This is a genomic window from Jannaschia seosinensis, assembly GCF_001408515.1.
In the GTDB taxonomy this organism is placed as follows: domain Bacteria; phylum Pseudomonadota; class Alphaproteobacteria; order Rhodobacterales; family Rhodobacteraceae; genus Jannaschia; species Jannaschia seosinensis.
The window spans coordinates 1-24181 of the sequence record NZ_CYPR01000055.1 but is presented as its reverse complement, the minus strand read 5'-3'; the positions used below and the strand labels follow the sequence as shown (position 1 = coordinate 24181).

Annotated in this window: 25 protein-coding genes and 2 pseudogenes; all 27 read left to right on the top strand. The window is 65.1% G+C overall.

What is annotated here, in order from left to right; all coding sequences use genetic code 11:
• The first annotated feature begins 73 nt into the window (after positions 1–73).
• A complete protein-coding gene (locus JSE7799_RS04805; protein ID WP_055662600.1) occupies positions 74–781 on the top strand; it encodes an SH3 domain-containing protein in 708 nt (235 codons plus the stop codon).
• A gap of 79 nt (positions 782–860) precedes the next feature.
• The gene (locus JSE7799_RS04800) at positions 861–1226 is read left to right on the top strand and encodes an NADH-quinone oxidoreductase subunit A (RefSeq protein WP_055662599.1); all 366 of its coding nucleotides are present in this window, start codon (positions 861–863) and stop codon (positions 1224–1226) included.
• Positions 1227–1621: 395 nt separating this feature from the next.
• On the top strand, positions 1622–2155 hold the full coding sequence (locus tag JSE7799_RS04795) for a NuoB/complex I 20 kDa subunit family protein (RefSeq protein WP_055662598.1): 534 nt from the start codon (positions 1622–1624) through the stop codon (positions 2153–2155).
• Complete coding sequence (locus JSE7799_RS04790) at positions 2152–2757, top strand: NADH-quinone oxidoreductase subunit C (RefSeq protein ID WP_055662597.1); 606 nt, start codon at positions 2152–2154, stop codon at positions 2755–2757. The genes JSE7799_RS04795 and JSE7799_RS04790 overlap by 4 nt, the downstream gene beginning before the upstream one ends.
• 3 nt (positions 2758–2760) lie before the next feature.
• On the top strand, positions 2761–2970 hold the full coding sequence (locus tag JSE7799_RS04785; RefSeq protein WP_245624802.1) for a hypothetical protein: 210 nt from the start codon (positions 2761–2763) through the stop codon (positions 2968–2970).
• Entirely contained in the window at positions 2967–4199 is a 1233-nt protein-coding gene (locus JSE7799_RS04780; protein ID WP_055662596.1) for an NADH-quinone oxidoreductase subunit D, read from the top strand. The genes JSE7799_RS04785 and JSE7799_RS04780 overlap by 4 nt, the downstream gene beginning before the upstream one ends.
• Positions 4200–4418: 219 nt before the next feature.
• Positions 4419–5708 carry an NADH-quinone oxidoreductase subunit E gene (locus JSE7799_RS04775; RefSeq protein WP_055662595.1) on the top strand — a complete coding sequence of 430 codons (1290 nt, stop codon included), beginning with the start codon at positions 4419–4421 and terminating at the stop codon, positions 5706–5708.
• Positions 5709–5774: 66 nt separating this feature from the next.
• On the top strand, positions 5775–6821 hold the full coding sequence (locus JSE7799_RS04770) for a helix-hairpin-helix domain-containing protein (protein WP_055662594.1): 1047 nt from the start codon (positions 5775–5777) through the stop codon (positions 6819–6821).
• A gap of 60 nt (positions 6822–6881) precedes the next feature.
• Positions 6882–7109 (top strand): DUF5337 family protein, encoded by a 228-nt coding sequence (locus JSE7799_RS04765; protein ID WP_144431560.1) that lies wholly within the window; start codon positions 6882–6884, stop codon positions 7107–7109.
• A 5-nt stretch (positions 7110–7114) separates the two neighbouring features.
• On the top strand, positions 7115–8407 hold the full coding sequence (gene nuoF, locus JSE7799_RS04760) for an NADH-quinone oxidoreductase subunit NuoF (protein WP_055662592.1): 1293 nt from the start codon (positions 7115–7117) through the stop codon (positions 8405–8407).
• Positions 8408–8509: 102 nt separating this feature from the next.
• Positions 8510–8896 (top strand): hypothetical protein, encoded by a 387-nt coding sequence (locus JSE7799_RS04755; RefSeq protein WP_055662591.1) that lies wholly within the window; start codon positions 8510–8512, stop codon positions 8894–8896.
• Positions 8897–8991: 95 nt separating this feature from the next.
• A complete protein-coding gene (locus tag JSE7799_RS04750; protein ID WP_055662590.1) occupies positions 8992–9384 on the top strand; it encodes a DUF5333 domain-containing protein in 393 nt (130 codons plus the stop codon).
• A gap of 96 nt (positions 9385–9480) precedes the next feature.
• On the top strand, positions 9481–11499 hold the full coding sequence (gene nuoG / locus JSE7799_RS04745; RefSeq protein WP_055662589.1) for an NADH-quinone oxidoreductase subunit NuoG: 2019 nt from the start codon (positions 9481–9483) through the stop codon (positions 11497–11499).
• 4 nt (positions 11500–11503) lie between these two features.
• The gene (locus tag JSE7799_RS04740; protein ID WP_055662588.1) at positions 11504–11896 is read left to right on the top strand and encodes a YNQ4 family lipoprotein; all 393 of its coding nucleotides are present in this window, start codon (positions 11504–11506) and stop codon (positions 11894–11896) included.
• Positions 11897–11916: 20 nt separating this feature from the next.
• Positions 11917–12957, top strand: a complete 1041-nt coding sequence (gene nuoH, locus JSE7799_RS04735) for an NADH-quinone oxidoreductase subunit NuoH (RefSeq protein ID WP_055662587.1) — start codon at positions 11917–11919, stop codon at positions 12955–12957.
• A 1-nt stretch (position 12958) separates the two neighbouring features.
• On the top strand, positions 12959–13453 hold the full coding sequence (gene nuoI / locus JSE7799_RS04730; protein WP_055662586.1) for an NADH-quinone oxidoreductase subunit NuoI: 495 nt from the start codon (positions 12959–12961) through the stop codon (positions 13451–13453).
• On the top strand, positions 13450–13845 hold the full coding sequence (locus tag JSE7799_RS04725) for a carboxymuconolactone decarboxylase family protein (protein ID WP_055662585.1): 396 nt from the start codon (positions 13450–13452) through the stop codon (positions 13843–13845). Before nuoI ends, JSE7799_RS04725 begins: the two co-directional genes overlap by 4 nt.
• A complete protein-coding gene (locus JSE7799_RS04720; RefSeq protein ID WP_055662584.1) occupies positions 13842–14456 on the top strand; it encodes an NADH-quinone oxidoreductase subunit J in 615 nt (204 codons plus the stop codon). The genes JSE7799_RS04725 and JSE7799_RS04720 overlap by 4 nt, the downstream gene beginning before the upstream one ends.
• 70 nt (positions 14457–14526) lie before the next feature.
• Entirely contained in the window at positions 14527–14832 is a 306-nt protein-coding gene (gene nuoK, locus JSE7799_RS04715; protein WP_055662583.1) for an NADH-quinone oxidoreductase subunit NuoK, read from the top strand.
• A 4-nt stretch (positions 14833–14836) separates the two neighbouring features.
• Entirely contained in the window at positions 14837–16912 is a 2076-nt protein-coding gene (nuoL, locus tag JSE7799_RS04710; RefSeq protein WP_055662582.1) for an NADH-quinone oxidoreductase subunit L, read from the top strand.
• 3 nt (positions 16913–16915) lie between these two features.
• Positions 16916–18463 (top strand): NADH-quinone oxidoreductase subunit M, encoded by a 1548-nt coding sequence (locus JSE7799_RS04705; protein WP_055662581.1) that lies wholly within the window; start codon positions 16916–16918, stop codon positions 18461–18463.
• A 13-nt stretch (positions 18464–18476) separates the two neighbouring features.
• Positions 18477–19910, top strand: coding sequence for an NADH-quinone oxidoreductase subunit NuoN (nuoN, locus tag JSE7799_RS04700; RefSeq protein WP_055662580.1), 1434 nt, complete (start codon positions 18477–18479; stop codon positions 19908–19910).
• Positions 19907–20641, top strand: a complete 735-nt coding sequence (locus JSE7799_RS04695) for a biotin--[acetyl-CoA-carboxylase] ligase (RefSeq protein ID WP_055662579.1) — start codon at positions 19907–19909, stop codon at positions 20639–20641. Before nuoN ends, JSE7799_RS04695 begins: the two co-directional genes overlap by 4 nt.
• A complete protein-coding gene (locus tag JSE7799_RS04690) occupies positions 20632–21405 on the top strand; it encodes a type III pantothenate kinase (protein ID WP_055662578.1) in 774 nt (257 codons plus the stop codon). The genes JSE7799_RS04695 and JSE7799_RS04690 overlap by 10 nt, the downstream gene beginning before the upstream one ends.
• Positions 21402–23078 (top strand): ribonuclease J, encoded by a 1677-nt coding sequence (locus tag JSE7799_RS04685; protein WP_055662577.1) that lies wholly within the window; start codon positions 21402–21404, stop codon positions 23076–23078. Before JSE7799_RS04690 ends, JSE7799_RS04685 begins: the two co-directional genes overlap by 4 nt.
• 112 nt (positions 23079–23190) lie before the next feature.
• A pseudogene (locus JSE7799_RS04680) lies at positions 23191–23830 on the top strand (IS630 family transposase); the annotation flags it as partial.
• Positions 23831–23917: 87 nt separating this feature from the next.
• Positions 23918–24181 (top strand): annotated as a pseudogene (locus JSE7799_RS04675) (IS110 family RNA-guided transposase); the annotation flags it as partial.

The window sequence follows — 24181 nt, the reverse complement described above, 5'->3', positions numbered from 1 at the left end:
TGTCCGCCTTGCCTGTCCGGGCGGGGCGGCCAGGATCAAGGGGCATCCGCCGCACCTCCGATCAAGGAATTCCATGACCCGACTGCTTCTCCTGTTTCTCGCTTGCCTGTTCGCCGTGCCCGCGGCGGCGCAGAGCGTACGCAACGACGACATCTTTTCCGCGGCTCTGCATGACGGGCCGGGAACGACGTTCCGGGTTCTGGGGCGCCTCGTGCCGGGAGAGGAGGCGGAACTGGGCCGCTGTGTGGAGGGGGCGGAATGGTGCCTCGTCTCGACGGACACGAAATGGGGCTGGGTCCAGATGAGCGGCATGTCAAACGTGGTCGGACGTGGCCCGGAGGCGGAGCCGATCCTGCCGGAAGCGCCGATCTTCGAGCAGGTCCTGCCAGGCCCCGCGCCCGATCCGGCACCCGATTTGGAGGACGCGCCGGAGAGCCTCCGCGCGGGCATCGAGACGGGGACGCGGCTGGAGCGCACCCCGGACATCTTGCAGACCCCGGTCCTCCCGGTGCCCGGCGTGGTGGTGCCGGACGTGGTGACGATGGTGCCGCGCATGTTCTCCACCACGCAGGCATTTCGCAACGTCACGCCCGGGATCGTCAATCTGCGGGCGGGGCCCGGAACGGATTACGAGACGGTCGGAGAGCTGCAACCCGGCGAGGGGGGGCGTATCGACGTCTGCGACGTGGCGGAGACGTGGTGCCGGCTCGACGGGTCGGGCCGCGACGGCGCATGGGTCAAGATGACGCTGATGGGGATCCGGCGGATCGACATTCCCTGAGGGCCGCGTCCGCCTTGGGTCGTTGACCGCCCCGGCGCATCCTCCTAGAACCCGAAGGGCACGAAATGCGGAGGCCGCGATGGAATTCCTGCTGATCGAATACCTGCCGATCATGATCTTCCTTGGCGTGGCCGTGGGTCTCGGCCTCGTGCTGATCGCGGCGGCGGCGCTGATCGCGGTGCGCGCGCCCGATCCGGAGAAGGTGTCGGCCTATGAATGCGGGTTCAACGCGTTCGACGACGCACGCATGAAGTTCGACGTGCGTTTCTACCTCGTCGCCATCCTGTTCATCATCTTTGACCTCGAGATCGCGTTCCTGTTTCCCTGGGCGGTCAGCTTCGCCGGTCTGACGGATGCGGCGTTCTGGTCGATGATGGTTTTCCTGACGGTCCTGACGGTGGGCTTCGCCTACGAATGGAAGAAGGGCGCGCTCGACTGGGAGTGAGGCCAGAGGCTTGAGATGGCGCGCGGTCCTTTCGGGGGCTGAGTGATCTTGGCTGTCTCGCTGATGTGGCGACGTCTGTGCTCCAAAGCTTTGGTCATTCTTTCGGCGAGAATTCCGCGCGGGGGAGGCGCGGGCGTATCGTCAGCGCCCGCAATTTTGTGACGTGCTTTGGGCCGTGATCGATCTGTTGTGGCGCCCTCACACGATCTAAGGGCATCTCGTGGCGATCCGCGCCCGTATGCGCAGGCTCTGATCAAGACCTGCTCCACGGCTCCCGCCGCAGGCGACGACGCGCGGATCGTCGCGTTGATATCCGGCCCGGGCGCGTCTAGATGCGTTGCAGGAGTGAGGCCGCGAGCGTACCGGCCCGCGGCGGCACCTGCCAGGAGGACATCATGGGCGTGCAAACCGGAATGAACACGGCCGGGGCGGACAAGGAGCATGGAACGCAGCTTCTCAACAGAGAGTTGCAGGACAAGGGCTTCCTGCTGACCTCCACCGAGGACATCATCAACTGGGCGCGCACCGGCTCGCTGCACTGGATGACGTTCGGGCTGGCCTGCTGCGCGGTCGAGATGATGCACACCGCCATGCCGCGCTATGACATGGAGCGGTTCGGCACGGCGCCCCGCGCATCCCCCCGCCAGTCGGACCTGATGATCGTTGCCGGGACGCTGACCAACAAGATGGCGCCGGCCTTGCGCAAGGTCTACGACCAGATGCCCGAGCCGCGTTACGTCCTGTCGATGGGATCCTGCGCGAATGGCGGCGGCTATTATCACTACAGCTATTCCGTGGTGCGCGGCTGCGACCGGATCGTGCCGGTAGACCTGTACGTGCCGGGCTGCCCGCCGACGGCGGAGGCGCTGCTTTACGGGCTGCTGCAATTGCAGCGAAAGATCCGGCGGACGGGGACCCTGGTGCGATGAACGAACAACTCGAAGAACTTGCCGCCCATATCGAGTTGCGCCAGCCCGAGCTTGTCTCGGGGCATCATATCGTGCGCGACGAGCTGACGATCGAAGCGTCGCCTTCGGATCTGCCTGCGCTGGCGGAATTCCTGAAGACCGACGAGCAATGCCGCTTCACCACGCTGATCGACATCACCGCGATCGACTATCCGGGCGACGAGCGGCGCTTCTGCGTCGTCTATCACTGGCTGTCGATGTACAGAAACCAGCGGATTCGCGTGAAGACCTTCGTGCGTGAGGAGGAGATCGTCCCCTCGATCGTGCCGGTCTATCCGGCGGCCAACTGGTTCGAGCGGGAAGTGTTCGACATGTTCGGCATCCTGTTCTCCGGGCATCCCGACCTGCGGCGCATCCTGACGGATTATGGATTCCGCGGTCATCCGCTGCGCAAGGATTTCCCGACGACGGGCTATACCGAGGTGCGTTACGACGAAGTGCAGAAGCGCGTCGTCTACGAGCCGGTGAACCTGACGCAGGAATACCGCCAGTTCGACTTCATGTCTCCGTGGGAGGGTGCGGAATACGTGCTTCCCGGCGACGAGAAAGGCGAGGGCAAGTAGATGATGATGACGGACAATGTGGGCATGATGGGTGTGCCCGGCCTGCTGTTCCTGATCGTGATGCTGGCGCTTGTGGTCGTTCCGTTCTGGAAGCTCTTGCCGAAGTTCGGCTATTCCTCCTGGATCTCTCTCGTGGCGATCATTCCGCTCGGGGCGCTCATCCTGATCTGGATCCTCGCATTCAGTGAACCGAAAACGCGGAGCACGACATGATGGACGGCGATCTGAACCCGCGCGGATATGAAGACGCCCGAACCGGCGAGCAGAAAATCCGCAACTTCAACATCAACTTCGGCCCCCAGCACCCGGCGGCGCATGGCGTGCTGCGTCTGGTGCTGGAGCTTGACGGCGAGATCGTGGAGCGGTGCGATCCGCATATCGGCCTGCTGCATCGCGGGACCGAGAAGCTGATGGAGAGCCGCACCTACCTGCAGAACCTGCCCTACATGGACCGGCTCGATTACACCGCGCCGATGAACCAGGAGCATACGTGGTGCCTCGCGATCGAGCGGCTGGCCGGGGTCGAAGTGCCGCGCCGGGCCTCGCTGATCCGCATCCTGTTTTGCGAGATCGGGCGGATCCTGTCGCACATGCTCAACGTCACGACGCAGGCGATGGATGTGGGCGCGCTGACGCCGCCGCTCTGGGGCTTCGAGGAGCGTGAGAAGCTGATGGTCTTTTGCGAGGCGGCCTCGGGCGGGCGCATGCACATGGCCTACTTCCGCCCCGGCGGTGTTCATCAGGACCTGCCGGCGGGTCTTCTCGACGAGATCGAGGCTTGGTGCGACCACGTGCCGTCGGTCCTCGACGACATCGACGAACTGCTGACCGAGAACCGTATCTTCAAGCAGCGCAACGTCGATATCGGCATCGTCTCGGAGCAGGAGGTGATGGATTGGGCCTTCACCGGCGTCATGGCGCGCGGCTCGGGCTTGGCCTACGATCTGCGCCGGGCGCAGCCCTATGAGCTCTACAACGAGTTCGAGTTCCAGATTCCCACGGGCCGGAACGGCGACTGCTACGACCGCTATCTCGTGCGGATGGAGGAGATGCGCCAGTCGGTGTCGATCATGCGGCAGGCCGTGGCCAAGCTGCGCGAGCCGGCGGGGCAGGGGGACATTCTGGCGCGCGGCAAGGTCACGCCGCCCTCGCGGAGCGACATGAAAACGTCGATGGAGGCGCTGATCCATCACTTCAAGCTCTATACTGAAGGGTTCCACGTTCCGGCGGGCGAGGTCTATGCCGCGACCGAAAATCCCAAGGGCGAGTTCGGCATCTATCTGGTCTCCGACGGCTCGAACAAACCGTACCGCGCCAAGATCAGCGCACCGGGCTACAGGCATCTTCAGGCGATGGATCATGTGTCCAAGGGCCACCAGTTGGCCGACGTCGCCGCGATCATCGGAACGCTCGACGTGGTGTTCGGAGAGATTGACCGGTGATGCCGGATGCTCCTTGCGGGCGGGCCGCTGCGTGGCCCGCTTTCATGCCGGCCACCGCGCGGGACATGACGATCGTCATCCCGTTCGGAGGTAGCGACTTGCCCGGTTCGGATGCCGCATTGAGCGCGCGTGCCGAACCGCCCGTGGTACGGTCATGTTTCGAGAGCCTGCCGATCAGGCGCCGCCCCCTTTTCAGCCAGATATAACGAGATTCGTCCGATGCTTCGCCGCCTCCACCGAGATCAGCCCGAAACCTTCGCCTTCAGCCCCGCCAATCAGGCCTGGGCCGAGGCGCAGATGACGAAATATCCCGAGGGGCGGCAGGCCTCGGCGATCATCGCGCTTTTGTGGCGCGCGCAGGAGCAGGAGGGCTGGCTCACGCGTCCGGCGATCGAGCATATCGCGGAAATGCTGGGCCTCGCCTATATCCGCGCGCTCGAGGTCGCGACGTTCTACTTCATGTTCCAGCTTCAGCCCGTGGGGCGGGCCGCGCATATCCAGATTTGCGGGACGACACCCTGCATGCTGCGCGGCTCCGAGGATCTGGTGGCGGTGTGCAAGGAGAAGATCGCGGCGCGTCCGCATGAGATATCCGGGGACGGCATGCTCTCTTGGGAAGAGGTGGAATGTCTTGGGGCCTGCTCGAACGCGCCGATGGCGCAGATCGGCAAGGATTACTACGAGGACCTGACCGCAGAGGGCTTGGGCGACCTGCTGGAGCGGATGCGCGCGGGCGAGGTGCCCACGCCCGGCCCGCAGAACGACCGCTGGGCCTCGGAGCCGGAAGGCGGCCTGACCGCGCTGACCGATCAGGCGACGGACCGCGACCACGAATCCAATGCCTCCGTTTCGCTCGCCACCGAGATCGGCGACACGCTGAAGCGGATCGATGGCACCGAGGTTCCGCTTCGCACCCCGTGGCGGGGCGCCGAACAGGCCGATCCGCATCCGGAGACGGCAGCCCGCGAGGCAGGACGACAGCCCGACGGCCCCGATGGGCGGCCCGGCGGGCGCACACTCGACGACGAGCCGGCCCCACGCGAGCGGGGCGATTCGTCGGACGGTTATGCCAATGTGCGCGGATCGGAGGGCGACGCGAAGGGCCGGCCGGACGAAGGCGAGGTTGCGCCCGAGAAGAAGGGCGAAGGCGACTTCCACGCCGGATCGCGGGACCCTGTCGTGACCGGCACCACCGACTCGGATGGCGAGCCCGAAGGAACCGAGACCGCGCCCGAATCGCTGGCCGTCCCGGCTGATGCGATCAAGCCCGCGGCGCTTAATGCGCCGCATGGCGGGGTGGCGGACGATCTGACGCGCATCAACGGTATCGGCCCGAAGCTGGCAAATACGTTGAACGACTTGGGGTTCTGGCATTTCGACCAGATTGCCTCGTGGTCGGACCGCGAAGCGGCGTGGGTGGATGCGCAACTCGAAGGCGTCAAGGGTCGCGTGACGCGTGACGAATGGGTCAAACAAGCTAAGGTGCTTTTCGAAGGGGAAGAGAGCTAGTCTTCCCGGTAAGGATCAAGGGGAGGCCACGGACGGTTCACCCCGGACGATATGGGGAGATACGTCATGGCCGACTTTGCCGAGACCGCGCATCGCAACCGCTGGGCCTATGCCGGCGGCGGAGGTGCGGTCGCTTTCATTCTGTTCCTGCTGATCGGCTGGGGCTTCTTCTGGTCTCTGCTGGGCGGGATCGTGATCTTTGCCCTGCTTCTGCTGCTGATCGGCATGATCGGGTCGGACGGGCAGGACAGTGACCGCTCCAAGCCCGTGGAGCGGCCCGCGTCGGCCACGGACGGCGCGCGTACATCCGGCAGCACGGTTCCGCCGACTGTTGCCGGAGGGGGCGCAGCCGCCGGTGGCGGGGCCACCGGCGCGACCTCGCAGGCAATGACCGGCACGCCGGTCGGCGAGGGGCCCGCCTCCGACAAGGCGCCGCCCGCCGCGCTGGCCGACGACATACCCGACGCGACGCGGGGGCCGGACGATCCGGTCGCGCCCGAGACGCGTGCGGTGGCGCCTGACGACGCGCTGCGCGGAACGGGTGCGCCTGTGACGCCGACTTCGCCCACCTCCATTCGCGCCGCCGATGCCGCGCGAGACGCGAGCGCCACGGACGCAACCCACACGCCCTATGGCGGGAACGACGATACGGGGTTGCCCGCATCCGATGCGGAGATGATCCGGGCCGCCGAGTCGGGTGAGGGGGAAAAGCGCGCCTCCGACAGCGAATTGTCGGAGCCTGCGACGCGCACCGCCGCCGGCGACCGCGCCACCCCGGCCGGTGATCCCGTTGCGCCCGCTGCCGAAACCGTGACCGACGGGCCCGGGCAGAAACCCGTCACGCTCGACGCCCCCCGCAACGGACAGGCCGACGATCTCAAGCGCATCAAGGGGATCGGACCGAAGCTGGAGACGGAATGCAACGAGTTGGGGATCTGGCATTTCGATCAGATCGCCAACTGGAGCGAGGATGAAGTCGCTTGGGTGGACCGGCATCTCGAAGGCTTCAAGGGCCGTGTCAGCCGCGACGATTGGGTCGCGCAGGCGCGCGCGCTGGCCTCGGGCGACGATACGAACGCGGCCGGGCAGGGCGATGACAGGAACCTGCATTGACCCCCTGCGACGGTGGGGCCGCTTGACGGCCCGGCCTCCTCTCTGTTGAAGGGCACCGGAATGAAGGTGCCCTCCGACCAAGATATCGCCCTTGCTCTCCGGTCCCGCCGGGTGGCCATCGTCCTCATCGCGGGGGCGTTGATCTTCGTGCTCGGCGAGGCGATCGGTGCGTATTATGCGGTGCCGGGACGATGGATGGGCCTGTTCGAGATTGCCATGCTGGCCGTGATGGGCTGGGCGATCTGGGAGACGGTGACGATCTGGCGGCTGCGCCGCGACAAGGAGTGACGAACATGCTGCAGGACAAGGACCGGATCTTCACCAACATCTACGGGATGAAGGACCGCTCGCTGAAGGGTGCGCAGGCGCGCGGCCAATGGGACGGCACCAAGGATCTGATCGGGCTGGGCCGCGACAAGATCGTGCAGATCATGAAGGATTCCGGTCTGCGCGGGCGCGGCGGCGCGGGATTCCCGACCGGGCTCAAATGGTCCTTCATGCCCAAGGAAAGCGATGGCCGTCCTGCCTATCTGGTGGTCAATGCCGACGAATCCGAGCCCGGCACCTGCAAGGACCGGGAGATCATGCGCCACGATCCGCACACGCTGATCGAGGGGTGCCTGATCGCCTCCTTTGCGATGGGGGCGCATGCCTGCTACATCTACATCCGCGGCGAATACATCCGCGAGAAGGAAGCGCTGCAGAACGCCATCGACGAGGCCTACGACGCGGGGCTTCTGGGAAAAAACGCCGCGAAGTCGGGCTGGGATTTCGATCTCTATCTGACGCATGGCGCCGGCGCGTATATCTGCGGCGAGGAAACCGCCCTGATCGAGAGCCTCGAGGGCAAGAAGGGCATGCCCCGCATGAAGCCGCCATTCCCGGCGGGCGCGGGGCTCTATGGCTGCCCCACCACGGTCAACAACGTCGAGAGCATCGCGGTCGTGCCGACCATCCTGCGCCGTGGGGCCGAGTGGTTCGCGGGCTTCGGGCGCCCGAACAATGCCGGCACCAAGCTCTTCGCGATTTCCGGTCACGTGAACCGGCCCTGTGTGGTCGAAGAGGCGATGTCGATCACCTTCGAGGAGTTGATCGAGAAGCATTGCGGCGGCATCCGCGGCGGCTGGGACAATCTCAAGGCGGTGATTCCCGGCGGATCGTCCGTGCCGATGATTCCCGGCAGCGAGATGCGGCAGGCGATCATGGATTTCGACTATCTGCGGGAGCAGAAATCCGGCCTCGGCACCGCCGCCGTGATCGTGATGGATAACTCCACCGATGTCATCAAGGCGGTCTGGCGGCTTGCGGCCTTCTACAAGCACGAAAGCTGCGGGCAGTGTACACCCTGTCGCGAGGGGACCGGCTGGATGATGCGGGTGATGGACCGGCTTGTGCGCGGCGAGGCGGAGGTCGAGGAGATCGACATGCTTCTCGACGTGACGAAGCAGGTCGAGGGGCACACGATCTGCGCCTTGGGTGACGCCGCGGCATGGCCGATCCAGGGCCTGATCCGCCATTTCCGCGACGAGATTGAGGACCGCATCAAGCACAAGCGCCCGAAGGTGGTGCCGGTCGCGGCGGAATGACCAGAACGCGGTGATCGACGTCATCCGGGTCCGCCTCTTGTCTGCCGGCGCCGCGCGCGCGACATTGCGGCCGCATCCGTCCGGCCTTGAGGAGGCACACGCATGAAGATCGCCCTGCCGATGGCTCTCGGCCTGATTGTGGCGCTGGCTGGTTGCGACCGGCTGGCCAGCCTGTCTTCGGCCGTGACCTCTCCGTTTCGCGGGGGCGGGGGCCTGCGGGGAACGCCGACCACGATCGACGGGATGCAGTTTCGCACGCGGATTCGCGCGGATGACGACGATCCGCGCGCTTTTACCGCGGTGACACCCGTCGGGCAGAACTTCGGTTTGGCCGTCGAAGCCGGTCGCACACAGGCGATTGCCTTCTGCCTCGAGCGGTTCGGCGGTTCGGACATCGCGTGGTTCGTGGGGCCCGACCGGCCGCTTGGACAGATCGCCGTCGATCAGCGTGGTGCGATCGTCCTTTCGGGACAGTGCGTGACGCGCTGATATCGGGTGACCAGCCGTCAGGTGCGTGGGCGATATTGAATGTCGCGTCTTGGGGGCCGACCTGTGTCGGCACGCACCTATGACGGGAATGTCAGATGTCTTCCATTCGCCTTGCCGCTCTCCTCTCCGCTCTGGCTTTGCCCGCCGCTGCCGATCTGGCGCAGGAGCGGGGGATCACCGAGGGGCTGATCAACGTCGGCATCGCCTACGAGATATCCGAAGTCTGTCCCGATATCGGGCCGCGCCGGATCCGCGGCCTGCGCTACCTGCTGGCGCTTCGGGGGGCTGCGGCGGAGATGGGTTACAGTGCCGCCGAGATCGACGCTTTTATCGACGACGACGCCGAAAAGGACCGGCTGGAGGCCATCGCCCGTGACCGGCTGGCGCGGATGGGGGCGCCGCGCGGGGACGTGGCGGCGCATTGCGCGGTCGGCCGCCGCGAGGTCGCGGGCGACACGCAGGTCGGTCGCCTTCTCGCGCCGCGCTGATCCGTCGCCCCGATCAATGCCCGGGGTGCTGGCTTCCGGCACGCGCACGGGCTAGATGAGATCCGAACGCGCTGACAGACGACCGGAGCGAGCCCCATGGCCGACCTCAAGACAATCGTAATCGACGGCACCGAAATCGAGGTGCCCGCCGAGATGACGCTGATCCAGGCTTGTGAGCAGGCGGGGATCGAGATCCCTCGTTTCTGCTACCACGAGCGCCTGTCGATCGCCGGCAATTGCCGCATGTGCCTCGTGGAGGTCGTGGGCGGCCCGCCCAAGCCCGCCGCATCCTGCGCAATGCAGGTCCGCGATCTGCGCCCCGGCAAGGATGGCGAGCCGCCGCAGGTCAAGACGAACTCTCCCATGGTCAAGAAGGCCCGCGAGGGGGTGATGGAGTTTCTGCTCATCAACCATCCGCTTGACTGTCCGATCTGCGATCAGGGCGGGGAATGCGACCTGCAGGATCAGGCCATGGCCTATGGCGTGGATTTCTCGCGCTACCGCGAACCCAAGCGCGCCGCGGTCGACCTCCATCTCGGGCCGCTGATCGAGACGCACATGACCCGCTGCATCTCGTGCACCCGTTGCGTGCGCTTCACCACCGAGGTGGCGGGCGTGTCCCAGATGGGCCAGACCGGGCGCGGGGAGGACAGCGAGATCACGTCCTATCTGGGCGAGACGCTGAAATCGAACCTGCAGGGCAACATCATCGACCTGTGCCCCGTGGGCGCGCTGGTCTCCAAGCCCTATGCCTTCACCGCCCGGCCCTGGGAATTGACCAAGACCGAGACGGTCGACGTGATGGACGCCCTCGGCTCCAGCATCCGGGTGGATACGAAGGGACGCGAGGTCATGCGCATCCTTCCGCGCAACCACGACGGCACCAACGAGGAGTGGATCAGCGACAAGACCCGCTTTGTCTGGGACGGTCTGCGGCGCCAGCGGCTGGACCGGCCGTATATCCGCGAGAACGGCAAGCTGCGCCCGGCGAGTTGGCCCGAGGCGCTCGATGCCGCCGCCGGTGCAATGCGGGATCGCAAGGTCGCGGGCCTCGTCGGGGATCTCGCCCCGACCGAGGCGGCATTCGCCCTGCGCAACCTGATGGATGCGATGGGCGGCGTGACCGAATGCCGGACCGACGGTGCCAAGCTGCCGACGGAGCGCGCAGGTTATGCCGGAACCGCAGCGATCGAGGATATCGACACGGCGAAGCGCATCATTCTGATCGGAACGAATCCGGCGGTCGAGATGCCCGTCCTGAACGCGCGCATCCGCAAGGCGTGGCTGCGCGGTGCGGATGTGTCGCTGATCGGGAAAGAGGTCGATCTGACCTACGATCACACGCATGTGGGCACCGGGCGTGACGCGCTGACCGATCTCATGGGCAAGGGAGTGTCGTCGGACGACGTCGAGGTTCCGTCGCTGGTGATCCTGGGCGTCGGCGCGCTAGTCGGCGAGGACGGTGCCGCGGTTCTGGCCCATGCCCGCACCTTGGCGGAGCGAACGAATGCAGGGCTGCTGATTCTGCACAACGCGGCCGGACGTGTCGGCGCGATGGATGCGGGGGCGTATAACGAGGGCGGGATCGATGCCGCGCTCTCGGCGGACGTGATCTACAACCTCGGGGCCGACGAGATCGACATTCCCGATGGGCCCTTCGTCATCTACCAGGGCAGCCACGGCGACCGCGGGGCGCATCGCGCCGACGTCATCCTGCCCGGCGCGGCCTGGACCGAGGAGCAGGGCCTGTTCGTCAACACCGAAGGCCGTCCGCAGCTCGCCCTGCGCGCATCCTTCGCGCCCGGCGAGGCCAAGGAGAACTGGGCCATCCTGCGCGCTTTGTCGGCCGAGGCGGGATATCAGCTTCCCTATGACAGTCTGCCGCAACTGCGTCGCGCATTGGTCGAGGCGGCGCCGCATCTGGCCGAACTCGATGCGCTGCCGGTCAACGACTTCGCGCCGGCGGGCGAATTGCCGCGACTCGAGTCGGGCGATTTCGGGCTGGCGGTGCGCGATTTCTACCTGAGCAACCCGATCGCCCGCGCCTCGCAACTCATGGCGGAGCTGTCACAACTCGCGAAGGTCCGTGCGGAGCAGCCGATCGCGGCGGAGTGACCGGATGCGCCGCTGCGCGCCGCTGGTGGTGCTTTTGCTCCTCGGGGCCTGCATCGGCGAGGAGCGGCCGGGACGCGTTGCGCCCGACCCGTACTACGGCGGAGTCGTCGAGGCGCGGTTTCTGGCGGAGGACCTGATCCGAGTCGTCGTCGAGATGAAGGGTGCGCGCGACCGCCGGGACGTTCTGGAATATGCGGAATGCGCCGTATCGGGCTACGCGCATGACCGCGGATTTGCTTTTGCGCGACAAGTACGCACGCAGGTCGAGGAACGGGGTGGCGTTTGGAGCGCGGATGCGGTTTACACCGTCTCGTCCTCGACCCCCCGTGGCCTGAGGACGATCGATGCCGATGTGGCGGTCGAGGACTGTCGCGCGCGGGGCATCCCGACCGTATGAGGACGTGAACAGGACGCGACATGGCGGAATTTCTGGCATCCCCTTTGGGCATCACCCTGCTGATCCTGGCGCAATGCCTTGCGGTCGTGGCGTTCGTGATGATCTCGCTGCTTTTTCTGGTCTATGGCGACCGGAAAGTCTGGGCAGCCGTGCAGATGCGGCGGGGTCCGAACGTCGTCGGGCCCTTCGGCCTGCTGCAATCGGTGGCCGACGCGCTGAAATACGTCGTCAAGGAAATCGTGATCCCGGCGGGTGCGGACCGGTTTGTGTTCCTGCTGGCGCCGCTCGTCTCCTTCGTTCTGGCGATGGTGGCCTGGGCGGTGATCCCGTTCGGCGACACCTGGGTTCTGGCCGATATCAACGTGGCCATCCTCTATGTCTTCGCCGTCTCTTCGCTCGAGGTCTACGGCGTGATCATGGGCGGCTGGGCGTCGAACTCGAAATATCCCTTCCTCGGGTCGCTCCGCTCGGCGGCGCAGATGATTTCCTACGAGGTCTCGATCGGCCTCGTCATCATCGGCGTGATCCTGTCGACGGGATCGCTCAACTTCGGTGACATCGTGCGCGCGCAGGATACTGGATGGGGCTTCTTCGGCTGGTATTGGCTGCCGCACTTCCCGATGGTGTTCCTGTTCTTCATCTCTTGTCTGGCCGAGACGAATCGCGCGCCCTTCGACCTGCCCGAGGCCGAATCGGAGCTCGTCGCCGGATATCAGGTGGAATATTCCTCGACGCCGTTCCTGCTGTTCATGGCCGGCGAATACATCGCGATCTTCCTTCTTTGCGCGGTGACGAGTCTGCTGTTCTTCGGGGGCTGGCTGTCGCCGATCCCGTTCATTCCGGATTCGCCGCTGTGGATGGTGGCGAAGATGGCCTTTTTCTTCTTCCTCTTCGCGCTGGTGAAGGCCGTGGTCCCGCGCTTCCGCTACGATCAGCTCATGCGGATCGGCTGGAAGGTCTTCCTGCCGCTTTCGCTCGGCTGGGTGGTGATCGTGGCCTTCCTCGCGCGCTTTGAGGTTCTCGGCGGGTTCTGGGCCCGCTGGACGATGCTGGGGATTTGATATGACGCAGATCGACTGGACCCGCTCGGTCAAGTATTTCCTGCTGACGGATATGTTCGCAGGGCTGAAACTGGGCCTGAAATACTTCTTCGCGCCCAAGGCGACGCTGAACTATCCGCACGAAAAGGGGCCGCAATCGCCCCGTTTCCGCGGGGAACATGCCCTGCGCCGCTACCCCAACGGCGAGGAGCGGTGCATCGCCTGCAAACTGTGCGAGGCGATCTGCCCGGCTCAGGCCATCACCATCGATGCCGAACCGCGCGAGGACGGATCCCGCCGGACGACGCGCTACGACATCGACATGACGAAATGCATCTATTGCGGCTTCTGTCAGGAGGCCTGCCCGGTCGATGCCATCGTCGAGGGCCCGAATTTCGAATTCGCCACCGAAACCCGCGAGGAGTTGCTCTTCGACAAGGAGAAGCTTCTCGATAACGGCGACCGCTGGGAGGCCGTTCTGGCGCGTAATATCGAACTGGACGCGCCCTACAGATGACCGATCCCGCCAATCCCTTCGCCGCCTGGATGACCCACATGCAGGACATGGCCAAGACGATGAACCCGGCGCTGGAGAACTTCACGCCCCAGGGGTTCGAAAAGCTCTGGCCGACCATGCCCGCCGACATGATGGAGCAGTTCGCCGGCAAGGGGGTCAGCCCCGAGGGGCTGGACGCCAAGACCAAGATGTTGTTGACGCTGGCCGCGCTGACCATGCTCGGTGCGCAGGCCGAGGCGCAGATTCGCATGACCGTTCGTCAGGCCGCCGCGCAGGGCGCGACGCGCCAGGAGATCGCCGAGGCGATCGGGCTGATGGGAATGTTCGCGGGCCTGCCGGCGATGAACAAGGCGATGCAACTCGCCGACGATGCTCTGGGGGACGACGCATGACCGTGCTCGACTTCGCATTCTATCTCTTCGCGATCGTCACCGTGACCGGTGGCCTGTTCACCGTGGTCTCGCGCAATCCGGTCCATTCCGTGCTGTGGCTTATCCTGACATTCCTGTCGACGGCGGGCCTGTTCGTCCTGCTCGGGGCGGAGTTCGTGGCGATGCTGCTCGTCATCGTCTATGTCGGTGCGGTCGCGGTTTTGTTCCTGTTCGTGGTGATGATGCTCGACGTGGATTTCGCGGAGCTGAAGGCGGAGATGGCGCGCTACGTGCCGCTGGCCGGTCTGATCGCGATCGTCCTTCTGATGCAGCTCGCCATCGCCTACGGTGTGTGGGAAACGGCCGAGGGCGTTCTCATGGCAGAAGGTCTCGCCACCGTGCCCGTGCCGCCCACGGTCAACACCGTCTCGCTCGGGTTGGTGCTTTACGACCAGTACTTCCTGATGTTCCAGCTCGCCGGCCTGATCCTGCTCGTCGCGATGATCGGCGCGATTGCCCTGACCCTGCGCCACCGCAAGGACGTCAAGCGGCAGAACGTGCTTCACCAGATGTGGCGCGATCCGGAGAAGGCGATGGAGATGCACGACGTGAAGCCGGGGCAGGGGCTCTAACCGGGATCGCGCGGAGCCGCGTCCGGGCCGCAAGAGAACGCAAGCGGGTGGCAGCCCCGAAAGGAAGACGATGATCGGACTCGAACACTACCTTACCGTGGCCGCCGCGCTCTTCGTGATCGGCATCTTCGGTATCTTCCTGAACCGGAAGAACATCATCATCATCCTGATGTCGATCGAGCTTGTTTTGCTGGCGGTGAACATCAACTTCGTCGCCTTCTCCGGATTTCTCGGCGATCTGACGGGGCAGGTCTTCACATTGTTCGTCCTGACGGTCGCCGCCGCCGAGGCCGCGATCGGGCTGGCCATCCTCGTATGCTTCTTCCGCAACAGCGGCACCATCGACGTCGAAGACGTCAACAGGATGAAGGGCTGAACCCATGACACCCATCATTCTCCTCGCCCCTCTCGTCGGCGCGCTGATCTGCGGGTTCGGCTGGCGCGTGATCGGCGAGAAGGCCGCCATCGTGACGGCCACTGCGATCTTGTTTCTTGTGGCACTGCTGTCCTGGATCGTCTTCCTGTCCCATGATGGCGTGACACAGCGCATCTTCCTCATGTCCTGGATCGAGAGCGGATCGCTCGCCACCGACTGGTCGATCCGCCTGGACCGGCTGACGGCGATCATGCTGGTGGTGATCACGACCGTCTCGGCGCTCGTGCACCTCTATTCCTTCGGTTACATGGATCAGGATCCGCAATGGCGCGAGGGAGAGACCTTCAAGCCGCGTTTCTTCGCGTACCTGTCCTTCTTCACCTTCGCGATGCTGGCGCTGGTGACGGCCGACAACCTGCTGCAGCTCTTCTTCGGATGGGAGGGGGTTGGTGTCGCCTCCTATCTCCTGATCGGCTTCTACTGGCGCAAGCCGTCGGCCGGCGCGGCCGCAATGAAGGCGTTCATCGTCAATCGCGTGGGCGACTTCGGCTTCCTGCTCGGCATCTTCGGCCTGTTCTATTTGACCGACTCGATCGGCTTCGACGAGGTTTTCGCCGCCGCTCCCGCCATAGCCGAGACGCAAATCCGGTTCCTGTGGACCGACTGGAACGCTGCCAACCTGATCGCCTTCCTTCTGTTCGTCGGCGCCATGGGCAAATCGGCGCAACTCGGCCTGCATACCTGGCTTCCCGACGCGATGGAGGGGCCGACCCCGGTTTCGGCCCTGATCCACGCGGCGACGATGGTCACGGCGGGCGTGTTCCTCGTCTGCCGCATGTCGCCGATCATGGAATTTGCCGATGCGACGATGACCTTCGTGGTCGTGCTCGGGGCGCTCACGGCGTTTTTCGCGGCAACCGTCGGCGTGGTGCAGACGGATATCAAGCGCGTGATCGCCTATTCGACCTGCTCACAGCTTGGCTACATGTTCGTGGCCGCGGGTCTGGGCGCCTATTCGGTCGCGATGTTTCACCTGTTCACGCACGCGTTTTTCAAGGCGATGCTGTTTCTCGGGGCCGGCTCGGTCATCCATGCGATGCACCACGAGCAGGACATGCGGAACTATGGCGGTCTGCGGAAGAAAATCCCGCTGACCTTCTGGGCGATGATGATCGGCACGCTCGCCATCACCGGCGTCGGCATTCCGTTGACCCATATCGGCTTCGCGGGCTTCCTGTCCAAGGATGCCGTGATCGAGGTGGCGTTCGCGGGCAACACGGCGGCGTTCTGGCTGCTGGTCATCGCGGCCATGCTCACGAGTTTCTACTCTTGGCGGCTGATGTTCCTGACCTTCTTCGGCACGCCACGCGGCGACAGGCACACGCACGATCACGCGCATGAGAGCCCGCTCGTCATGACGGTGCCGCTCGGCGTCCTCGCGGTCGGCTCCGTCCTCGCGGGCATGGTCTGGTACAACAGCTATTTCGGCGACGACCACGCAATCGAGGAATTCTTCGGCATCCCCGCAACCGAGACCGTCGCCGAGGCGGCGGGCCACGGCGAGGGATCAGGCGACATCACCGAACTCGGCGAGGCCGAGACGTCGGAACCCGTGGCCTACGCGCCGCCCGGCGCGGGCGCGATCTACATGGGGCCCGACAACAACATCATCGACGATGCGCATCACGTGCCGGTCTGGGTCAAGGTCTCGCCCTTCGTGGCCATGCTCATCGGCTTCGCCGCCGCTTGGCTCGCCTATATCCGGCAGCCCGCTCTGCCGGGCCAGTGGGTCGGCCAGTTGGGACCGCTGCATCGGTTCCTGCTGCACAAGTGGTACTTCGACGAGATCTACGACACCATCTTCGTTCGTCCCGCCAAGCGCCTCGGCACCTTCCTGTGGAAGCGCGGCGACGGGACGGTGATCGACGGATCGATCAACGGTCTCGCCATGGGGCTCGTGCCCTTCGCCACCAAATGGCTCAACCGCGCGCAGTCGGGCTACATCTTCACCTATGCCTTCGCGATGGTCATCGGGATCGTGATCCTCATCACCTGGACGACGATCGCCGCCGGGAACTAAAGAATGGCCAACCTTCTCTCCATCATCACGTTCACACCGCTCATCGCGGCCGGGATCCTGGCGCTCTTCCTGCGCGGCGACGACGAGGCGGCCCGGCGGAATGCCAAATGGCTGGCTCTGGGTGCCACGACGTTCACCTTCATCGTGTCGCTCTTCGTGCTCTTCGGGTTTGAGCCGCTTGATCCCGGCTTCCAGTTCGTCGAAGAGCGCGACTGGCTTCTCGGCCTGCAATACAAGATGGGCGTTGACGGCATCTCGGTCCTGTTCGTGATGCTGACGACCTTCCTCATGCCCCTGGTGATCGCCTCCTGCTGGGAGGTGACGACGCGGGTGAAGGATTACATGATCGCGCTCCTCGTGCTTGAGGGATTGATGATCGGCGTGTTCTGCGCGCTCGACCTGATCCTGTTCTACCTGTTCTTCGAAGCGGGTCTGATCCCGATGTTCCTGATCATCGGGATCTGGGGCGGGGCGAACCGGATCTATGCAGCATTCAAGTTCTTCCTCTACACGCTGCTGGGCTCCGTCCTGATGCTGATCGCGATGATCGCGATGTATCTCGACGCGGGAACGACGGATATTCCGGCTCTGCTCGCGCACGAATTCTCGTCGGTGCCGATGCGGGTGCTCGGCCTCAACATCGTGGGCGGGTTGCAGACCGTCCTCTGGCTGGCCTTCTTCGCGTCCTTCGCCGTCAAGATGCCGATGTGGCCCGTGCACACCTGGCTGCCCGATGCGCACGTCCAGGCGCCGACGGCGGGCTCCGTCGTTCTGGCGGCGATCCTGCTCAAGATGGGGGGCTACGGCTTCCTGCGCTTCTCGCTGCCGATGTTCCCCATCGGGTCCGAGGTCATGGGCCCGCTGGTCCTGTGGCTGTCGGCGATCGCCATCGTCTACGCCTCGCTCGTGGCGATGATGCAGCAGGACATGAAGAAGCTCGTGGCCTATTCGTCGGTCGCGCATATGGGCTTCGTCACCATGGGGATCTTCGCCGCCAACCGGCAGGGTATCGACGGCGCAATCTTCCAGATGCTTTCCCACGGATTCATCTCCGGCGCGCTGTTCCTGTGCGTGGGGGTGATCTACGACCGGATGCATACGCGTGACATCGACGCCTATGGCGGGCTCGTGAACCGGATGCCCGCCTATGCCGCCGTCTTCATGCTGTTCACCCTCGCCAATGTCGGCCTGCCCGGCACGTCCGGCTTCGTCGGAGAATTCCTGACCCTCGTCGGCGTGTTCCAGGTCAACACCTGGGTCGCCTTCGTGGCCTGTACCGGGGTGATCCTGTCGGCCGGCTACGCCCTGTGGCTCTATCGCAGGGTTGTGTTCGGCGATCTAATCAAGGAGTCCCTGCGCTCCATCACCGACATGAATGGACGGGAGAAGGCGATCTTCGCCCCGCTCGTCATCGCCACCATCCTTCTTGGCGTCTATCCGAGCCTCGTCACCGATATCATCGGCCCGACGACCGCGTTGCTCGCCGAGACCTACGACGTCGCCACCGCGAACTTCGTGCTCCAGCACGACGTTGCGGGCGCCGACCACTGAGAGAGACGTGCCCATGAGCGCCGACCTGACAATCATCCTGCCCGAGATCATCCTGGCGATCTACGCCATGGGCGCCCTGCTCGTGGCCGTCTACACGGGCAAGGATGCGCTGGCGAAGCCGCTTTTGTGGACCACCGCGGCCCTGTTCACGATCATCGCGTTCTGGATCGGCGTCTCCCCCGATGTCGGCACCGGCTTCTCGTTCATGATCGTCAAGGACGGGTTCTCCCGCTTCGCGCAGGTGACGATCCTTCTGTCGGCTGCGGCGGTCTTGTTGCTGGGTCACGATTACATGCGTCGCGCCGGCCTGATGAAGTTCGAATATCCGATCCTCATCACGCTGTCCGTGATCGGCATGATGGTGATGGTGGCCTCCGGCAACCTGCTGACGCTCTATATGGGGCTGGAGCTTCAGTCCCTGTCGCTCTACGTCGTCGCCTCCATGCGCCGCGACAGCATCCGCTCGACGGAGGCCGGGCTCAAATACTTCGTGCTGGGCGCGCTCAGCTCGGGTCTGCTGCTCTACGGCATCTCGCTGACCTACGGCTTTGCCGGGACGACGGAATTCCGCGGTGTCATTCTCGCCGCATCGGGCGAGACGCCGCTCGGCCTGCTCTTCGGTCTCGTGTTCATCCTCTCGGGGCTCGCCTTCAAGGTCTCGGCCGCGCCGTTCCACATGTGGACGCCGGACGTCTATGAAGGCTCGCCCACACCGGTCACCGCCTTCCTCGCCACAGCGCCCAAGGTCGCGGCCATGGCGATGTTCGCGCGAATCGTGTTCGACGCCTTTGGCGGTATCGTCGGCGACTGGCAGCAGATCGTCGCCTTCCTCTCGCTAGCCTCAATGTTCGTGGGATCGATTGCCGCGATCGGACAATCCGACATCAAGCGGCTGATGGCCTACTCGTCAGTTGCGCATATGGGCTACGCGCTGATGGGCCTCGCCGCGGGGACGGCCGGCGGGGTGCAGGCGATGCTCCTGTACATGGCGATCTACGTGGTGATGAACATCGGCACCTTCGCCTTCATCCTGTCGATGCGCCGCGAGGGCAGGGAGACGACCGACATCGCCTCGCTCAATCAACTCTCGAAGGCCCGTCCCGGCGCCGCGCTCTGCCTGCTTGTTCTGATGTTCTCGCTTGCCGGCATCCCGCCGATGGTCGGCTTCTTTGCCAAGCTCTACGTGCTCCAGGCCGCTGTCGAGGCGGGGCTCGCCTGGCTTGCCATCGCGGGTGTCATCGCGACGGTCATCGGGGCGTTCTACTATCTCCGCATCGTCTACCTTGTGTATTTCGGCGAGGCAGAGACGCATCTCGACCGTGACATGCCGCCGGTGCAGTGGTTCGCCATGGTCGTCTCCGCGCTGATCATGGTTCTGGGCGTCATCAACATGTTCGGGATCGAGGGGCTGGCGGCCGTGGCCGCAATCACGTTGGTCGGGGTGTGACAGACTGGCCCGCCGGCATCGCGCGGGTCGTTCTGGACGAGGTGGACAGCACCTCGGCGGAGGCCCTGCGCCGTACCCCCACGCAGCCGACCTGGATCCTGGCGCATCGCCAGAGTGCCGCGCGCGGTCGCCGTGGCCGGGCGTGGTCCACGCCATCGGGCAATTTCGCCGCCTCGCTGATCTGGCGACCGGGCGACGGGCCCGCCCGGATGGCGCTGCGCAGCTTCACCGCGTCGCTGGCGCTTCACGATACGCTGACAGCACTAGGGGTGCAGGGCCTTGCGCTGAAATGGCCCAATGACGTTCTGCTGGAGGGGGGCAAACTTGCTGGCATCCTCCTCGAATGCCCCGAGCCGGGCGTCCTCGTCCTGGGTGTCGGCATCAATCTGCTTGCCGCTCCGCGACCCGAAGCGGTCGAGCCCGACGCCCTCCGCCCCGTCTCCCTGATGGAGGCGACCGGCCTGCGAGTCACGCCCGAAGCCATGCTCGATGCGCTCGCTCCCGCCTTCGCCGCCCGCGAGGCGCAGCCCTTCGACCGCACTCGCGCCGACTGGCTTGCGCGCGCCGCCAATCTGCACGCGCCGGTCACGGTGCGGACGATGGCCGAGACAATGCAGGGCACGTTCGACGATCTCGACGCTGATGGCTGCCTGATGCTCGGCACCTCCGCGGGGCCACGCCGCGTCGCTGCGGGAGATGTGTTCTTTGAAGGGGTGGCGACATGCTCCTGACGATCGATTGCGGCAATACCAACACCGTCTTCGCCGTCTGGGACGGCACCACCTTCGTGGCGTCCTGGCGCCGTGCCACCAATGCGCATTGCACCGCCGACGAATATTACGCCTGGCTGCGCACGTCGATGAACCTGCGCGATATCGACGTGACGATCCGCGAATGCGTGATTTCCTCGACCGTGCCGCGCGTGGTCTTCAACCTGCGGGTCCTGTGCGACCGCTACTTCGACACCCGTCCCCTTGTCGTGGGCAAGCCCGACTGCGCCTTGCCCGTTCCGCCACGTGTCGATGCGGGCACGACCGTCGGGCCCGATCGGCTGGTGAACACGGCGGGCGCCTTCGATCGGCATGGCGGCGATCTGATCGTTGTAGATTTCGGCACGGCCACTACATTCGATGTCGTGGACCATGACGGCGCGTATGTTGGGGGCGCCATCGCGCCCGGGGTGAACCTGTCGCTCGAGGCGCTGCACATGGCCGCGGCCGCGCTGCCGCATGTGGACATCACCCAGCCGCAGCGCGTAGTCGGCACCAACACCGTCGCCTGCATGCAGTCGGGAATATTCTGGGGCTATGTCGGCCTCATCAAGGAACTTTCGGCCCGGATCCGCGCGGAACGCGACCGGCCGATGAAAGTAATCGCCACCGGGGGGCTCGCCCCGCTTTTCCAACAGGCCGAGAGCCTCTTCGACGCCTTCGAAGACGACCTCACGATGCATGGCCTGACCGTCATTCACGAATTCAACAAGGACTTCACATGAGCGGACGCAACCGTCTGATCTATCTGCCCCTCGGGGGCGCGGGCGAAATCGGCATGAACGCCTATGTCTACGGATATGGCGCGGAGGGGCGCGAGCGCCTGATCCTCGTGGATCTGGGCATCGCCTTTCCGGACATGGACACGACGCCGGGGGTGGATGTCATCCTGCCCGACATCTCGTGGCTCAAGGACAATCTCGACCGGCTGGAGGCGGTGTTCATCACCCACGGCCACGAGGACCACGTCGGCGGCGTCGGCCACCTGTTCCAGCAGCTGAAGAAGCCGATCCACGCGCGCAAGTTCACCGCCAATCTCGCGCGCCGCAAGCTTTCCGAAAAGGGGCAGGACCCGAAAATGGTCCGGACCGCGCCGGCCTTCCCCGAGACGGTGACGGCGGGACCGTTCTCCGTGAGCTTCCTGCCGATCTCCCACTCCATCCCGGAATCCGCCGCGCTCGTCATCGACAGCCCCGCGGGCCGGGTAATCCATTCCGGCGATTTCAAGCTCGACCCGTCGCCCATCGTAGGCGAGGCATTCGACCCCGACCTCTGGGCCGAGGCGGCGAAGCCGGGCGTGCGGGCGCTGATCTGCGATTCGACCAACGTGTTCTCGAGACATCCCGGCCGGTCGGAGGCGCAGGTCGCGCCGAACTTGCGGCCGCTGGTGGCCGCGTCCAAGGGGCTCTTCGTCGCCACGACCTTCGCGTCGAACGTCGCGCGGCTGCAATCGCTGGCGAAGGCGGGGGAGGCGGCAGGCCGCTCCGTCTGCCTGATGGGCCGCGCCATGCGCCGCATGACCGAGGCCGCGACGGAGGAGGGGCTCCTGACCGACTTCCCGCCGACCGTGAGCCCCGAGGAAGCGGCCGATATCCCGCGTGAGAACCTGATGCTGATCGTCACCGGAAGCCAGGGGGAGCGGCGCGCCGCCTCCGCACAGCTTTCGCGCGGCAAGTATTTCGGCATGGAAATGCGCGAGGGCGACACGTTCCTGTTCTCCTCCAAGACGATCCCGGGCAACGAGAAGGAAGTCGCCCGGATCATGAACAACTTCTCGGAGATGGGCGTCGATGTCGTGACCGACGATGACGGGCTGTATCACGTCTCGGGCCACGCCAACCGCCCCGACCTGGAGCGGATCCACGAGATCACCAACCCGCAGGTCGTCATTCCGATGCATGGCGAACACCGGCACCTGCGCGAGCACGCCAAGCTGGCCGAAGCGACCGGCCGGACCGGGATCGTCGCGCCAAACGGCACTATGCTGGACCTGGCCGGCAACAAGCCGGAAGTGGTGGGCCATGTCGAAACCGGCCGCACTTATCTCGACGGCTCCGCGTTGGTGGGACAGTTCGACGGCGTCATTCGCGACCGTCTGCGCATCGCGCTGAACGGTCTCGTGGTGGTCGCCGTGATGGTGGACGACGATGGCGACGTGCTTGAGGATACCTGGGTCGATATCCGCGGTATCCCCGAAGAGGTGCGCGGCTCCGCCTCCCTGTCCGACATGATGGAAGAGCATCTTGCCGGTGCCCTCGCCCGGATAAGCCGGAAGGTCGCCGACGACGATGAGGCGCTCGAGGATCTGATCGTCAAGGGCGTCCGCAAGATCGCGCAGGATGAGGTCGGCAAGCGGCCGGAAGTGACGGTCCTTATCACCAGGCTAGCTGCCGAGTGACCTGTTCAGTCCGGAGCACTTATACCAACGGCCGGAGGCTTTGACTCTGTGAGGGCTTCCCAGGTGTGTCAGTTGCTGATTCACTCTCTCTGGGATGTGAGGGAGGATCAGCATGGGGGTGGAGATCACGCGTAGGGAGCTGTCGGCGGCGGACCTACGGCGCGAGGCGGCGCGGGCGAAGGACGCAAGGGCGTCGCGGCGGATGCTTGCGCTGGCCTTCGTGCTCGACGGGCGGACACGGACGGAGGCGGCAGAGAGTTGCGGGATGGATCGGCAGACCCTGCGCGACTGGGTTCATCGCTATAATGCGGAGGGGCTGTCGGGTCTCATCGATCGTCCTCTTCCGGGCCGGACGCCCATGCTCAGCACGGAGCAGATGAGCGAGCTGGCGGCGATCGTCGAAGCGGGGCCGGACCCGGAGATGGACGGAGTTGTGCGCTGGCGGCGGGTCGATCTGTGCGCAGTGGTGGAGCGCCGCTTTGGCATTCGCGTGGCGGAGCGGACGATGAGCTCGATCCTCCGCCGGCTCGGCTTCGTGAAGCTGTCGGCGCGGCCGCGTCATCCGCAGAGCGATCCAGACGCCCAGGAGCTATATAAAAAACTTTCCAGAACTGGTGCGCACGGCCCTGCCTGAGGAGGCAAAGGAAAAGCCTCTGGAGGTCTGGTTCCAAGATGAGGCGCGCGTTGGCCAACAGGGGACGCGCCCGCGGGCACCGAAGGACTGCCGCTACGCCTGGGCCTACATCTTTGGAGATGGGATGGTTGCCGCCCTCCCCAGACGGCATCGCAATGTGCCATGGTCGTGGTGTTCAACGCCACGCAGCGAGGAGGACGGCGAGATGAAGGATACGATGATCGGGGTGGACTTGGCAAAGCGAGTTTTCCAAGTGCACGGAGCTTCGATGACGGGGCAGGTGAAGTTCCGGAAGAAGCTGACGCGGGAGCAGTTCCGGCGGTTCATGTTCGAGCAGCCCGCGTGCATTGTCGTGTTCGAGGCTTGCGGTAGCGCCAGTTACTGGGCGCGGGAGATGGAATCGCTCGGCCATGAAGCGAAACTTATCGCGCCGCAATACGTCAGGCCCTTCGTCAAGCGTCAGAAAAAC